General features: G+C 36.0%; 13 protein-coding genes, 1 tRNA gene and 1 pseudogene. 12 read left to right on the top strand and 3 right to left on the bottom strand.

All coding sequences use genetic code 11. The features are described from left to right. Positions 1-86 precede the first annotated feature (86 nt). The 5 genes and pseudogenes from rapZ to G6O73_RS07460 all read left to right on the top strand — a co-directional run bounded on the left by rapZ (position 87) and on the right by G6O73_RS07460 (position 4,400). A complete protein-coding gene (rapZ, locus tag G6O73_RS07480; protein ID WP_057886412.1) occupies positions 87-971 on the top strand; it encodes an RNase adapter RapZ in 885 nt (294 codons plus the stop codon). Then, positions 968-1,987 carry a gluconeogenesis factor YvcK family protein gene (locus G6O73_RS07475; protein ID WP_057886411.1) on the top strand — a complete coding sequence of 340 codons (1,020 nt, stop codon included), beginning with the start codon at positions 968-970 and terminating at the stop codon, positions 1,985-1,987. Before rapZ ends, G6O73_RS07475 begins: the two co-directional genes overlap by 4 nt. A 17-nt stretch (positions 1,988-2,004) precedes the next feature. Continuing rightward, the gene (gene whiA, locus G6O73_RS07470; RefSeq protein ID WP_057886410.1) at positions 2,005-2,949 is read left to right on the top strand and encodes a DNA-binding protein WhiA; all 945 of its coding nucleotides are present in this window, start codon (positions 2,005-2,007) and stop codon (positions 2,947-2,949) included. A gap of 121 nt (positions 2,950-3,070) precedes the next feature. Further along, positions 3,071-3,664, top strand: coding sequence for an ATP-dependent Clp endopeptidase proteolytic subunit ClpP (gene clpP, locus G6O73_RS07465; RefSeq protein WP_057886409.1), 594 nt, complete (start codon positions 3,071-3,073; stop codon positions 3,662-3,664). Between the two features lie 173 nt (positions 3,665-3,837). Further along, a pseudogene (locus G6O73_RS07460) lies at positions 3,838-4,400 on the top strand (NADPH-dependent F420 reductase). A gap of 177 nt (positions 4,401-4,577) precedes the next feature. Here the strand turns inward: G6O73_RS07460 and G6O73_RS07455 are convergent. The 3 genes from G6O73_RS07455 to G6O73_RS07445 all read right to left on the bottom strand — a co-directional run bounded on the left by G6O73_RS07455 (position 4,578) and on the right by G6O73_RS07445 (position 6,024). Further along, positions 4,578-4,775: a hypothetical protein gene (locus G6O73_RS07455; RefSeq protein WP_057886408.1), complete on the bottom strand. Its 198-nt coding sequence runs from the start codon at positions 4,773-4,775 to the stop codon at positions 4,578-4,580. 273 nt (positions 4,776-5,048) lie between these two features. Further along, the gene (locus G6O73_RS07450) at positions 5,049-5,354 is read right to left on the bottom strand and encodes a hypothetical protein (protein WP_057886407.1); all 306 of its coding nucleotides are present in this window, start codon (positions 5,352-5,354) and stop codon (positions 5,049-5,051) included. Between the two features lie 598 nt (positions 5,355-5,952). Next, positions 5,953-6,024, bottom strand: a tRNA-Arg gene (locus tag G6O73_RS07445). A 71-nt stretch (positions 6,025-6,095) separates the two neighbouring features. On the opposite strand from G6O73_RS07445, the gene rpoN reads away from it, so the two are divergent. The 7 genes from rpoN to secG all read left to right on the top strand — a co-directional run bounded on the left by rpoN (position 6,096) and on the right by secG (position 13,935). Then, positions 6,096-7,400 (top strand): RNA polymerase factor sigma-54, encoded by a 1,305-nt coding sequence (gene rpoN, locus G6O73_RS07440; RefSeq protein ID WP_057886406.1) that lies wholly within the window; start codon positions 6,096-6,098, stop codon positions 7,398-7,400. Positions 7,401-7,698: 298 nt separating this feature from the next. After that, on the top strand, positions 7,699-8,727 hold the full coding sequence (locus G6O73_RS07435; RefSeq protein ID WP_057886405.1) for a sugar-binding transcriptional regulator: 1,029 nt from the start codon (positions 7,699-7,701) through the stop codon (positions 8,725-8,727). Positions 8,728-8,783: 56 nt separating this feature from the next. Then, complete coding sequence (gap, locus tag G6O73_RS07430; RefSeq protein WP_057886404.1) at positions 8,784-9,797, top strand: type I glyceraldehyde-3-phosphate dehydrogenase; 1,014 nt, start codon at positions 8,784-8,786, stop codon at positions 9,795-9,797. Positions 9,798-9,905: 108 nt separating this feature from the next. After that, positions 9,906-11,096 carry a phosphoglycerate kinase gene (locus G6O73_RS07425; protein ID WP_057886452.1) on the top strand — a complete coding sequence of 397 codons (1,191 nt, stop codon included), beginning with the start codon at positions 9,906-9,908 and terminating at the stop codon, positions 11,094-11,096. 48 nt (positions 11,097-11,144) lie between these two features. Beyond that, positions 11,145-11,900: a triose-phosphate isomerase gene (gene tpiA, locus G6O73_RS07420; protein WP_057886403.1), complete on the top strand. Its 756-nt coding sequence runs from the start codon at positions 11,145-11,147 to the stop codon at positions 11,898-11,900. A gap of 99 nt (positions 11,901-11,999) precedes the next feature. Further along, on the top strand, positions 12,000-13,325 hold the full coding sequence (gene eno, locus G6O73_RS07415) for a phosphopyruvate hydratase (RefSeq protein WP_057886402.1): 1,326 nt from the start codon (positions 12,000-12,002) through the stop codon (positions 13,323-13,325). A 373-nt stretch (positions 13,326-13,698) separates the two neighbouring features. Next, positions 13,699-13,935, top strand: a complete 237-nt coding sequence (gene secG / locus G6O73_RS07410) for a preprotein translocase subunit SecG (RefSeq protein WP_057886401.1) — start codon at positions 13,699-13,701, stop codon at positions 13,933-13,935. The last annotated feature ends 61 nt before the right edge of the window (positions 13,936-13,996 follow it).

Below are 13,996 nucleotides of genomic sequence, written 5' to 3'. Positions count from 1 at the left end.
GATTCTTAGTTAGTTTATAAACTAACTGGTAAGCATAAAACGGCCCATGCTATAATACATTCAAGTTTGAAAGAAGGATAGAATAGATGGATAAAACAATTCAATTAGTTGTAATTACCGGAATGAGTGGAGCGGGAAAAACGGTTGCAGTCCAAAGCTTTGAAGATTTGGGATACTTTTGTATTGATAATATGCCACCAACATTGCTGCCTAAATTTTGGGAATTAGTTCGTGAATCTGGTAAAGTTAATAAAGTAGCTTTAGTAATTGATTTGCGCTCACGAGCATTTTACGATGAAATTATTGAGATGCTGCGCAACTTAGGAAACGAAAATACAATTAATGGCAAAATTTTATTTTTAGATGCTTCAAATGAAGAATTAGTAGCTCGCTACAAAGAAACTCGCCGTTCTCATCCACTGGCGATGGATGGTCGTTTAATGGACGGAATTATATTAGAGCGTGATCTGCTAAGTGAAATTAAAGCACGAGCTCAACTGGTTGTTGATACGAGCAAATTAACTCCACGACAATTGCGTGAAGAAATTTTTCATAATTTTGAAACTAGTGAATCAGCTCCATTTCACATTGAAGTTTTGTCATTCGGATTTAAATATGGATTGCCGATTGATGCCGATATTGTAATGGATGTCCGCTTTTTGCCAAACCCGTATTATGTACCCGAATTGAAAAAAAAGACTGGTTTAGATCAACCAGTTTATGATTATGTAATGAATTCTCAAAAAACAGCCAAGTTTTATCAACTTTTTATGCAGATGTTGCAGGAAATTATTCCTGGTTATCAGGCTGAAGGCAAATCAAGTGTGACAATTGCAATTGGTTGTACTGGCGGACAGCATCGGTCGGTTGCTATAGCGGAAAGAATCGCTCAAGAGTTAAAGCAGAATTATCCAGTTAGTGTAGCTCATCGGGATGTCAGCCGGAGAAAGGAGACAGTTAATCGCTCATGATACGTTATTCAAATAAACGACCACGTCCTCAAATCGTAGTGATTGGAGGAGGCACAGGGTTACCGGTGATTTTGAAAGCCTTTCGGCGTCAAAATGCTGACATCACGGCTGTAGTAACTGTGGCTGATGACGGTGGATCTTCGGGAATTATTCGAAATTATATTAACGTTGTGCCGCCAGGAGATATTCGAAATGTTTTAGTGGCTTTATCAAATCTACCAGAAATTTATCAGAATATTTTTCAATATCGCTTTAAATCTAAGGATCAGTTCTTTTCGGGTCATGCAATTGGCAATTTGATTATTGCAGCTTTGTCAGAAATGAATGGTGATGGGATTTTTAACGCGGTCCAAGAGCTAGCAAAAATGATGAAAGTTGATGGGCATGTTTACCCGGTTGCTAATGAGTCATTAATCTTGCATGCAGCTTTTAATGATGGTACTAAAATTGCTGGAGAGGCTGAAATTACAGCTGCTGCTAAGACGATTGACCATGTTTGGGTTAGTTCAACTGAAAACAAACAACCAGCGGCAGTTCCAGAGGTAATTGATGCAATCATGCATGCTGATCAAATTGTTTTGGGCCCGGGAAGCCTATTTACCAGTATTTTACCAAATTTAATGATTTCAAATGTTGGTCAGGCAGTTTGTCAAACCCAAGCCGAGGTTGTCTATATTTGCAATATTATGACGCAAAAAGGTGAAACCGAACATTTTTCGGATGCTGACCATGTAGCAGTTTTACACCATCATTTGCAAAAAAAATTCATCGATACTGTTTTAGTTAATACTGAACCAGTTCCACATGATTATTTAGATCATCAAAAGTATGACGAATATCTTTATCAAGTCAAACATGATTTTAATGGATTACGGTCACAAGGCTGTCGGGTGATTTCTGATAATTTTCTCGAACTACGTAATCATGGTGTTTTTCATAATGGAGGACAAGTTGTTGATGAATTAATGCGATTAACTAGTCGACCTTTATCATGGATTGACAATGAATTTAACTAAGTATGGAGGTGGTGATTGTGTCTTATGCAAGTGATGTAAAAAAAGAATTGACAACTTTAGAAGTTCATCAAGCAAATGCTAAGGCAGAATTGATGGCGTTAATTCGTTTAAACGGTTCGCTAAATTTGGCAAATCATCGCTTCATTTTGAATATTCAATCAGAAAACCCAGCAATCGCTCGCCGAATTTATCAACTGCTGAAAAAGTTTTATGCGATCGATGGCGAATTATTGGTTCGACGTAAGATGAAGTTGAAAAAGAATAATTTGTACATTGTTCGTTTGAAAAAAGGAACAGAAAATGTCTTAACTGATTTGGGGATTTTTGATGGTACAAGTTTGCAACGAACAAGTGCAATTAAATTGCTTAAATCTGATAGTCAAGTCCGCTCATATTTACGAGGAGCTTTTCTGGCTGCTGGATCGGTTAATAATCCAGAAACTAGCCGCTATCATTTGGAAATTTATTCCCTATACGAAGACCAAAATACGATGATTTGTCAATTGATGAATCGCTATCAATTGAATGCGCGTAAAACACAGCGTCGAAGTGGGTATATTACTTATTTGAAAGAAGCAGAAAAAATTGCTGATTTTTTATCTTTAATTGGCGCAACAAGTGCAATGTTAAAATTTGAAGATATTCGAATCGTTCGTGATATGCGGAATTCCGTCAATCGAATCGTGAACTGCGAAAATGCTAATTTAAATAAAATTGCTGATGCTTCTAATCATCAATTAGAGAATATCAAATATTTGGATCAGCAAATTGGTCTTGAACATCTTCCGCTTAAATTGCAGGAAATTGCGTATGCACGTTTAAGCCATCCAGAAATTTCATTAAAGGAATTGGGTGATGTTGTTCCCAATGGACCAATCTCCAAATCCGGAGTTAATCATCGTTTGCGTAAACTTAATGAATATGCTGAAAAAATTCGCGCTGGTTTTGATATTATTAAGTAATTTGTTTATGATAGCAGTAAAACAATTTCTTTGACCTTTATTGACCATTAGAGTAAACTAGTATTATTGATACCGGGATGCTAAAATAGTGGTGTCAGTTATTATTGAGGAGGTTATCAACATGAACCTAGTTCCTACAGTTATTGAGCAATCTTCAGGCGGCGAACGTGCCTATGATATTTATTCAAGATTGCTTAAGGATCGAATTATTATGCTTTCAGGAGAAGTTAATGATGATATGGCAAATGCGATTATTGCTCAACTGCTTTTCTTGGATGCACAAGATTCAGAAAAAGATATTTACATTTATATTAATTCCCCAGGTGGAAGTGTTTCCGCGGGTTTAGCAATTTATGACACGATGAACTTTGTAAATTCAGATGTTCAGACAATTGTCATGGGAATGGCGGCTTCGATGGCTAGTGTGCTATCAACAGCTGGAACAAAGGGGAAACGCTTTGCTTTGCCAAACTCTGAAATTATGATTCATCAACCTCTTGGTGGAGCACAGGGTCAAGCTACAGATATCAATATTGCTGCAGAACATATCTTGAAGACTCGAAAGCTGATTAATAAAATTTTAGCAGATGGGTCGGGTCAAGATATTGAAGTTATTAATCGTGATACTGAACGTGATAATTTCATGACTGCGCAACAGGCAGTTGATTATGGTTTGATTGACGGAATTATGACTAATAAAAAGAATCTGAAATAAAAACATTTAACAGTTGAATTGCTGACTACAGTAATTCAACTGTTTTTTTGCTAAATGTTATTTTTAAAATCTCAAATAACTTTTTTTGCCTATTTTTTAATGATTGCTATTGATATTTGTTATATTTTAAGTTGCAATAAAATTCATAGAAAACATTTAGGAGGAAAAAGTGAATGACAAAAATTACAATTTTCGGTAAAGGCAATATGGGAAAAGCAATTGGAGAAAATTTTCTAGCAGGTAAAAATCAAGTTGATTATATTGGTCATGATGACATTGTGAAAGATTTAGGGGATGTAATTGTTTTAGCAGTTCCTTATCCAGCAGCGATTGATATTGTTGAAAAAAACGCAACTGAATTTGCAGGAAAGGTGATTGTAGATATTACTAACCCGCTTAATTTTGACAACTGGGATGAATTGGTTGTTCCAGCTGACAGTTCAGCTGCCGCTCAAATTTCAGCTAAACTACCAAACTCGAAAGTAATCAAAGCTTTTAATACTAATTTTGCAGCTACCTTAAACAGTAAAAAAGTTGGTACAAAATTACCAACAACCGTGTTAGTAGCTGGTAATGATCAACAGTCAAAGCAAACTTAAGTGGCAGTGGTTTGCAGCTAGTGGATGCTGGTAGTTTAAAGCGAGCACGGGAGATGGAAGCAGTAGGATTTTTGCAGATGACTTTGGCAGCTAAAGAGAAAATTTCTTGGACTGGTGGTTTTGGTTTAATTAAGTAACTCATTAATTGAATAAGAGTAAATGAGGTAGGTTAATTTCGATTAGCCTACCTCATTTGTTTATCAAAAATAGCTTAGCATTTTGCGTTACAATTATAATAATAGTTACTGTATGATTTAAGATTGAAGGCTTTTTTATGAGTAACTTTATAATTGTGAAGATCAACTAGTTGTGTCTTATTTTGACTTATTTTTAAATGGTTGTTTTTGGGGGGATTTGCTATTAGTCATTTTGGGACGATTTATATTTTTAGTTAAACGTGTTTGAGAGCTTTTTAATCCAAGCGAATATCCAATTGAACCCCCAATCGCTAATAACATAACAGCTATGAAGAGAATTGACATATTTTTTCTAATTGAATGATTTTGTTTCAATGGAAACTACCTCCTTAATGTTAAAAATGATTTTAAAGGAAGTTGTTTTCCTTTTTAAGGAGATAAAGTGTAGTTTTAGTTAACAAAATGTGAAAAAATTAATCTTTGAGTTCAGTGTCATTGTAAGCGCTATATAAAAGTGCTAGAATGAGAATGTTTCAAGTAGTAACTATTTTTTGAATGACGTTAATACCCTGTATAGTCTGCACATAGCTGCGGACTTTTTATTTGGTTTAAGATGGTTATAAATAGAGTTGCTATTTAAACAAAATTTTATTTCTTTTGAATTCCCGCAATAAAGCCATCAGAAAAGCCTGATAAACCAATGTAAACAAGAATTAGTGTAATTAGAACTAAAGTGCAACCAGCAAATTTTCGGTGCTTTTTGATGAGCGATAATCCTGAAATTATTGAAATACACCCAATAGCAGGTGAAAAGATAGAAATTATGGCCGCTCCCCACCCTAAAGCTAAAAGAACTATTGACTTTCTGTCCTTTGATAATTGTTTTTGGTAATTATAAGAATTAAGAATATTGCAATTGGTCTTTTTTTTAGTGGAATTAAAAAAATAGTTCATGAAAAAACTCCTTACTCTAAATCTAAATTAGATTCAGACACTCTGAAAATTATTTTTCTAGATAATTTTACCATATTAACCTTGGCTTTGAACCATCACTTTTTTGGTGAGATTTTTTCATTGTTTGATTAAACCGCAAAATTAATTTAATTAGGGGTAATACCACTAGTTTTAATGGGCTTCTTTAATTAAAATAAAGTCAGAAACTATCTAATTTTAATTAGGTAGATGGATCCCCAAAATTAATACCGCAAGGAAATTTTAGTTGCGTTCAGTTCTGTGATACCCTTACACGTAATACCTAAATAAAAGCTAATACAATTAAGAATTGTTGTACTGCTTGGAATTTATTTTGGAAAATTTGTGGCTTTAACCGGGAGTGGTTGACTGCTGAGATAGACAAAAAAATAATTTCACCCCAGCTGGTGTATAATAACTATAGTGGTAGCGCTATTATTTAGAGGCTTAAGTAATTTTTGCGACTCATTATTGACTCACTTTATTTGAAGATAGGCGAAAATCACTGAATAAAGCAAAATAAAAAAGCCTTGATTCTCAAGACTTTTGACGATATATGATAACCGGTATAAACTATCCATGCGCCACGTGGGAGTCGAACCCACATTACAAGAACCGGAATCTTGCGTGCGATCCATTACACTAGCGGCGCAATACTATATTATTTTAGTTGAAGTTGGTTGAAATTGCAACCCCTAAAATGAAATAAAGGGAGTGTAGATAATGCCTTTTGAACAACGATTAGGCCAAGAACAGCGTCAAATTCAAAAATTAGTTCTAACACAGCAAATGCAGCAATCTATTCGGATTTTACGTTATAATATCGAAGATTTGCATGATTTTATGCAACAAAAACAATTGGATAATCCATTTGTAAAAATTAAAACCTCAAGCATAAAAAGAACAGTTGATTCGGGAAAATCTTTTTCACTTGAAGACGAGCTTGTTTCTCGACAAACACAATCTTTACCAGAATATCTTTTAAGTCAGGTTCATTTGACGATGCGCAAAACTATTTTGCGAGGTTGGGTAGTATTTTTGATAGATCATTTGGACCAAAATGGTTATTTAACATTAGATATTGATACAATTTGTCAACAAACTCAAGTGGATCAAACTACTTTAATTGATGCACTAACGCTTTTACAACAATTAGATCCACCAGGTGTTGGTGCACGAAATCTTCAAGAGTGCTTATTACTTCAAATTGAAAATGATGACCGTTCACCGCTGCTGGCTTTAGAAATTGTACAGGATCATTTTGAGGAGTTCGCAGATCATAGATGGAAGGAAATTGCAATGGCAATTGGAACTTCAACATCTGAAGTTCAACAGTCATTTGAATATATTAAGACTTTATCGCCTGCTCCTGGAGCTGCTTTTCAAACAGATAGCTTAAGTTATATTTACCCAGATTTACTTGTAGATGTTTCAACAGATCATCGAAAAATTGAAGTGAAGTTAAGCTCTGAAAATCAACCCCAGATTATTTTTAACCAAAAATATTATGAAAAATTTTCTAAATCAGCTGATGTGGATGTTAAAGCATATCTAAATGAAAAGCGTGCCGAGTATATTTCCTTGGAAAATAATTTAGCACAGCGTGGTCAAACTATTTTACGTGTTGGAAAAGTGATTGTTGATCATCAACAAGACTTCTTTCTAGATAAAACTCATCCGCTCAAACCTTTATTATTGAGAGATGTAGCTCAAAAGCTTGGTTTGCATGAGTCAACAATCAGTCGAGCGGTTCATGGCAAGTACTTAAAATGCAATTTTGGTGTATTTGAATTGAAAACCTTTTTTAAACGTGCTGTAACGACCTCCCAGCATGATGATCTATCGGTTGATGAGGCCCAGTCGCAAATTAAAGCATTGATTGATGCAGAAAAACTTGATAAACCATTATCTGATAGTCAGTTGGCTAATTTATTGAAACAAAATGGAATTTTGTTATCACGAAGGACAGTTGCAAAATATCGGGAAGAGCTTGGAATTAAATCATCAATTAAGCGAAAAAAAATATAAAATTATTTTTTAGTGTAAATAAATTTAAAATTGCTATTATTGTTAGTGATTAGCCTAATAAATTAAATTGTATAGAAAAAAAGTTCGCATTTTAGAAAGAATTTTTTTAAAACCAAATCCTTGAATTTACTTAGAAAGACAGTGTTGGATTGCTTGCATCAATTCATTTTTATTGGTATAATGCATTTGTAGTTAAGGTGAGTCGGGACAACGGTCGAATGAACTATATTTTTTTTAGTTCGCTGGGTCGCTAGATGACACCACTGGACTAAAAGTGTCCCATAGGAAGGGTTATGACATGAACCAAGAGTTGGATTGGATTGAGCAACTTGCTCCTGACATGATTGAAACTATGGTCCAGCGTTTTATGATTATTCGGCATATTTATTGGACACAACCAGTTGGACGACGAACTCTAGCTCAAGAAATTGGATTGACGGAGAGAGTTTTAAGGACAGAAACTGATTTTCTTAAACAACAAGGTTTGATTGAAACTACTCGTTCTGGGATGATTATTACTGTTAAGGGACGCTCAGTTCTGGATGGATTAAATCCATTAATTGATGATTTAGCTAATATTCATCAACAAGAAGAAGAATTAGCCCGATCGTTGGGAATTGCTAGATGTCTGATTGTGGCGGGTGATATTGATCAGCAAGAAAAAGTTGTCGAAGAAATGGGAAAGTCCGTCAATGAAGCTTTAAATTTACTGTTACCATTAGGCCCTAGTGTAATTGCTGTTATGGGTGGAACAACGATGGCTGAGATTGCTCATTGTTTAACTGCAAAATTGAGTGAAAAAAGGTCATTGACTTTTGTTCCGGCTCGGGGAGGAATTGGTGAGACAGTTGCAATTCAAGCCAACAGTGTTAGTTCAATGATGGCTCGCCGAGCTGGTGGCAATCATCGAGCACTGTATGTTCCTGAGCAATTGAGTGAGCAAGCTTATGCTCCTTTGCTTAATGAACCAAGTATTCAACAAGTTGTCCAATTAATTCGTAATAGTGATGCTGTGATTCATAGTGTTGGACAAGCAATTAAGATGGCCCGTCGGCGCGATATGGATACACAAGTAGTTGCTATGTTACAGCAAAAGCGGGCTGTTGGAGAAGCGTTTGGATATTTTTTTGATGAATCTGGTCAAATAGTGTATAAGATCCCGCGAATAGGTGTTCAATTAGAGGATCTCACTAGAATGAAATGTGTAATTGCAGTTGCTGGAGGCAGTTCAAAAGCTAAAGCAATTGTAGCTTACATGAAACACGCACCCTCACAAACATGGTTGATTACTGATGAGGGTGCTGCCAAGATGATTTTAAAAAAGTAGTGTAAATACACACTTTTTAAAATAAATTTTTATTTCCTAAAGGAGGAAATTTTAGTATGACTACTAAAGTAGGTATTAATGGTTTTGGCCGTATCGGTCGTTTAGCATTTCGTCGTATTGCTGAAACTTCAGAAGGGCTTGAAGTTGTTGCTATTAACGATTTAACTTCTCCAGCTATGTTGGCACATCTTCTGAAATATGATACAGCTCATGGTCAGTTTGATGCTGAAATCTCTGCTACTGACAACGCATTGGTTGTTAATGGTAAAGAAATTCCTGTTTATGCCGAAGCAGATGCTCGTAACATTCCTTGGGTAAAAAATGACGGTGTTCAGTTAGTTCTTGAATCAACTGGTTTCTACACTTCAGCAGAAAAAGCTCAGGCTCATATTGATGCCGGTGCTAAGAAAGTTTTGATTTCTGCTCCAGCTGGCAAGATGAAGACAATTGTTTATGGTGTTAACGATGATACATTAACAGCAGATGACAAGATCGTTTCAGCAGCTTCATGTACTACAAACTGCTTAGCTCCTTTAGCAAAAGCTGTTAATGATGCATTTGGTATCAAAGCTGGTACAATGACAACAATCCATGCTTACACAGCTACTCAGAAACTTCAGGATGGTCCTGATCGTGGTGGTAACGTCCGTAATGCACGTGCTGCTGCTGAGAATACAATTCCTCATTCAACTGGTGCTGCTAAAGCTCTTGGTTTAGTTGTTCCTGCATTGAATGGTAAACTTGATGGCCATGCACAGCGTGTACCTGTTATTACTGGTTCATTGACTGAATTAGTTGCAACACTTGATAAAGTTGTTACTGCTGACGAAGTTAATGCAGCTGTTAAGAAAGTTACAGACAACAACCCATCATTTGGTTACAATGATGATGGTATTGTATCATCTGACATTATCGGAACAACATTTGGTTCAGTATTTGACCCAACACAGACACAGGTTGTTGGCGAAGGCGAAGGCCAAGTTGTTAAGACTGTTGCATGGTATGACAATGAATCTGGTTTTACAGCACAGATGATCCGTACATTAGAGAAATTTGCTAGCATGCTTTAAGATTTAGCTAACGCTAAGTTGATTAACTAATTGCAAGTCATCGAGGCGGGGGGAGGCAAAACTCTCTTCGCCTTTTGTTTTTTAATAAAAATGGAGGCTGAAAAATTTATGGCTAAATTAACTGTTTCAGATTTAGATGTTAAGGGTAAAAAAGTCCTAATTCGCGTTGACTTTAATGTTCCGATTAAAGCAGGAGTGATTGGCAATGATAACCGCATTGTAGCAGCATTGCCAACAATTAAATATGTGACTGAAAATGGTGGCAAAGCCATCTTATTCTCACATCTTGGCCGGGTAAAAAAAGAGGAAGATAAAAAAGAACTTTCTTTGCGTCCAGTTGCAGAACGCTTGGCTGATCTTGTTAAAAAACCAGTTACTTTTGTTCCAGCAACACGTGGGCCTCAATTGGAAGAAGCAATCGACAAAATGAATGACGGTGATATTCTTTTAGTTGAGAATACACGTTTTGAAGATTTAGATGGTAAAAAAGAATCTGGCAATGATCCTGAATTGGGTAAATATTGGGCATCACTTGGCGATTTGTATGTAAATGATGCTTTTGGAACAGCTCATCGTTCACATGCATCTAATGTTGGAATTGCCAGCAATATGAAGCAAGCAGCAGCTGGTTTCTTATTAGAAAAAGAGATCAAGTTCTTGGGTAATGCAGTTGACAATCCAGTTCATCCTTTTGTTGCTATTCTTGGTGGTGCAAAAGTTTCTGATAAAATCGGTGTGATTGACCATTTATTGGGCAAAGCTGACAAAGTTATCATTGGTGGTGGCATGACTTATACATTCTATGCTGCTAAGGGAATGAAGATTGGTAATTCATTAGTTGAAGCTGATAAAATTGATTTGGCTAAGACAATCATTGAAAAAGCCGGGGACAAGTTGGTGTTGCCAGTTGATTCAGTTATTGCTGAAAAATTCTCGAATGATGTTCCTAATAAAGTAGTTGATGGTGAAATTCCTGATGGCTATATGGCTTTGGATATTGGACCTAAATCTGTTGAACTATTTGAAAATGTTTTGAAAGATGCAAAAACGGTCGTTTGGAATGGACCAATGGGTGTCTTTGAAATGAGCAACTACGCTAAAGGTACTTTGGAAGTTGGTAAATTCTTAGGTAGTTTAACAGATGCAACAACTATTGTTGGTGGTGGCGATTCAACAGCTGCAGTTCAACAGTTAGGTGTAGCTGATCAGTTGACACATATTTCAACTGGTGGTGGTGCTTCATTGGAATACCTTGAAGGTAAAACACTTCCTGGTATTGCAGCTGTTTCTGATAAATAATAATAAGTACTTGTTGATTTTTTAATGCAATTTGAAAGGATGATTTCTTTGCGTACACCAATTATTGCTGGTAACTGGAAAATGAACATGAATCCTAGTGAAACAGCAGAATTTGTTAAAGCAGTTAAGAACGATTTACCTGAAACAACTTCAGTTGAATCAGTTATTGCAGCTCCAGCAGTTGATTTGCCGGCTCTGCTTGAAAATGCTAAGGGCTCAGCTTTAAAAGTAGCAGCAGAAAATTGCTATTTTGAAGATAACGGAGCTTTTACAGGTGAAACTTCTCCAAAAGTTTTAAAGGAAATGGGCGTTGACTATGTAATTATTGGTCATTCAGAACGTCGTGATTACTTCCATGAAACTGATGAAGAGATCAATAAAAAAGCTCATGCAATTTTTAATAATGGCTTGTTGCCAATTATTTGTTGTGGTGAAACTTTAGAGACTCGGGAAGCTGGCAAAGCTGAAGAATGGGTTGCTAAGCAAGTAACTGCTGCATTGAAGGGCCTTTCAGCTGACCAAGTTGCTAGTTTAGTGATTGCTTATGAACCGATTTGGGCAATTGGAACTGGTAAAACGGCAACTGCTGATCAGGCTGAAGAAATCTGTGGTGTAGTTCGTCAAACAGTTGCTAAATTATATGATCAAACAGTTGCTGATAAAGTTCGAATTCAGTATGGTGGTTCTGTAAAGCCAGCAAATGTTAAAGAATTAATGGCGAAAGAAAACATCGATGGTGGCTTAGTTGGTGGTGCATCATTAGTTCCCGATTCATTTTTAAAGCTGGTAAACTTTAACAAATAAAACTTTGTTAATAGATTAGCAATTGCAAGTTTTTCTAAAAACACTTAAAATGTATTTGAGGTTAAACTCAAGTCAAGCAAACTCAAAGGAGAGTGGATTATGTCTAGTATTACAGAAATTTATGCTCGCGAGGTTTTAGATTCACGTGGCAATCCAACAGTTGAAGCAGAGGTTTATACTGAAGCAGGTGGCTTTGGTCGTGGAATCGTTCCTTCAGGTGCTTCAACTGGTGAACATGAAGCTGTAGAATTACGTGATGGCGACAAATCACGTTTTATGGGCAAAGGTGTTACTAAGGCTGTTGACAATGTAAACAACATCATTGCTAAAGAAATTGTTGGTTATGAAGTAACTGACCAAGTTGCAATTGATAAAGCAATGATTGCTCTTGATGGCACACCAAACAAAGGTAAGTTGGGTGCTAATGCTATTTTGTCAGTTTCAATTGCAGCTGCACGTGCTGCTGCTGATGAATTGCAGATTCCGCTTTACAACTATTTAGGTGGTTTCAATGCGCATGTTTTGCCAACACCAATGATGAATGTTATTAATGGTGGTGCTCATTCTGATAACAAGGTAGATTTCCAAGAATTTATGATCATGCCTGTTGGAGCAAAGACTGTTAAAGAAGCAATCCGGATGGGTTCAGAAACCTTCCATAATCTTAAGAATTTATTGGCTGCTGATGGTAAAGCAACTTCTGTTGGTGATGAAGGTGGATTTGCACCTGACTTTGCTAATAATGAAGAACCATTAGAATACTTGATTAAAGCAATCGAAGCAGCTGGTTACAAACCAGGCAAAGACGTTGCTATTGCAGTCGATGTTGCTGCTTCTGAATTATGGGATAATGAAACTAAGAAATATAAACTTCATTGGTCAACAGGTGAAGAATTCACCACACCAGAATTTATCAAATATATCGAAGGTTTGGTTAACAAATATCCAATTATTTCTGTTGAAGATCCAATTGATGAAAACAACTGGGATGATTGGGCTGAGATTACCAAAGAACTTGGTAAGAAAGTTCAATTAGTTGGTGATGATTTCTTTGTAACCAATACTCAATATCTGAAAAAAGGTATCGATATGGGGGCTGCCAACGCCATCTTAATCAAACTTAACCAGATTGGTACTTTAACAGAAACGGTTGAAGCAATCGAAATGGCTAAAGAAGCTGGTTACACAGCAATTGTTTCTCATCGTTCAGGTGAAACTGAAGATACAACAATTGCTGACTTGGTTGTTGCTACTAATGCAGGTCAGATCAAGACTGGCTCAATGAGCCGAACAGATCGTATTGCTAAGTACAACCAATTGATGAGAATTGAAGATCAATTAGGCAAGACAGTTGCTCAGTATAAGGGTGTTCAATCATTCTACAACTTGAGTGCAGCTGCACGTGAAGCAATCGAAAATAAATAATTACAACATTATTTAACAAAGAGACTGGGAATTTTTCCCAGTCTTTTTTGTGTTTTTCGAATATCTGATGTCGAAGTGTAAGCGAAAAAATAGCTAATTTCACTTGATTTAAAGCAAATGATCTATCTTGATAGTTTATTAAGTAACGCTCGTTTTTAGCTGCTTTTTGTACTCCTGGTTGGCTTTTATTAAGCTGCTTTTTAAATTTTATAATTTAATTTTAAAAATATTTTTTACAAGCTTTTCGCTCTAGGCGAAAGTGGTTGCTAGATCAGTTCTTTTGCCAAACACTTTTCGGTAAATCAAACTGGAAAAGAAAACTTTTTTATGCTACATTAGAGTAAATATAGAATTTTTCTAGGAGGGCAAGATTTTGTATAATCTATTATTAGTACTGTTAATGATCGTTTCAGTACTGATTATTATTGCCGTTATGATGCAACCAGCCAAGAATGATAATGCTTCGACAGCACTTTCGGGAGGAGCGGCAGATTTGTTTAGTAAGCAAAAGCCTCGTGGCTTTGAAGCGTTTATGCAAAAAGTAACCGTAGTTTTGGGTATATTATTCTTTGCACTTTCGCTAACATTGGTTTTTATTTCGTCGCATTGATCAAAAACCTCCTGCTTAGAGATTGCCGGGGGTTTTATTTTTGGCAATCTTTGTTTGATAA

Origin of the sequence: Liquorilactobacillus nagelii DSM 13675 (assembly GCF_019444005.1) — a bacterium.
GTDB lineage: Bacteria > Bacillota > Bacilli > Lactobacillales > Lactobacillaceae > Liquorilactobacillus > Liquorilactobacillus nagelii.
Note: the sequence above shows the minus strand (reverse complement) of the source record. Positions and strands in the feature narration are given on the sequence as shown.

Coding starts and splice junctions, on each gene's coding strand:
- rapZ (WP_057886412.1), top strand. CDS start 87: ATGGATAAAACAATTCAATTAGTTGTAATTACCGGAATGAGTGGAGCG.
- G6O73_RS07475 (WP_057886411.1), top strand. CDS start 968: ATGATACGTTATTCAAATAAACGACCACGTCCTCAAATCGTAGTGATT.
- clpP (WP_057886409.1), top strand. CDS start 3,071: ATGAACCTAGTTCCTACAGTTATTGAGCAATCTTCAGGCGGCGAACGT.
- G6O73_RS07450 (WP_057886407.1), bottom strand. CDS start 5,354: ATGAACTATTTTTTTAATTCCACTAAAAAAAAGACCAATTGCAATATT.
- rpoN (WP_057886406.1), top strand. CDS start 6,096: ATGCCTTTTGAACAACGATTAGGCCAAGAACAGCGTCAAATTCAAAAA.
- G6O73_RS07435 (WP_057886405.1), top strand. CDS start 7,699: ATGAACCAAGAGTTGGATTGGATTGAGCAACTTGCTCCTGACATGATT.
- gap (WP_057886404.1), top strand. CDS start 8,784: ATGACTACTAAAGTAGGTATTAATGGTTTTGGCCGTATCGGTCGTTTA.
- G6O73_RS07425 (WP_057886452.1), top strand. CDS start 9,906: ATGGCTAAATTAACTGTTTCAGATTTAGATGTTAAGGGTAAAAAAGTC.
- eno (WP_057886402.1), top strand. CDS start 12,000: ATGTCTAGTATTACAGAAATTTATGCTCGCGAGGTTTTAGATTCACGT.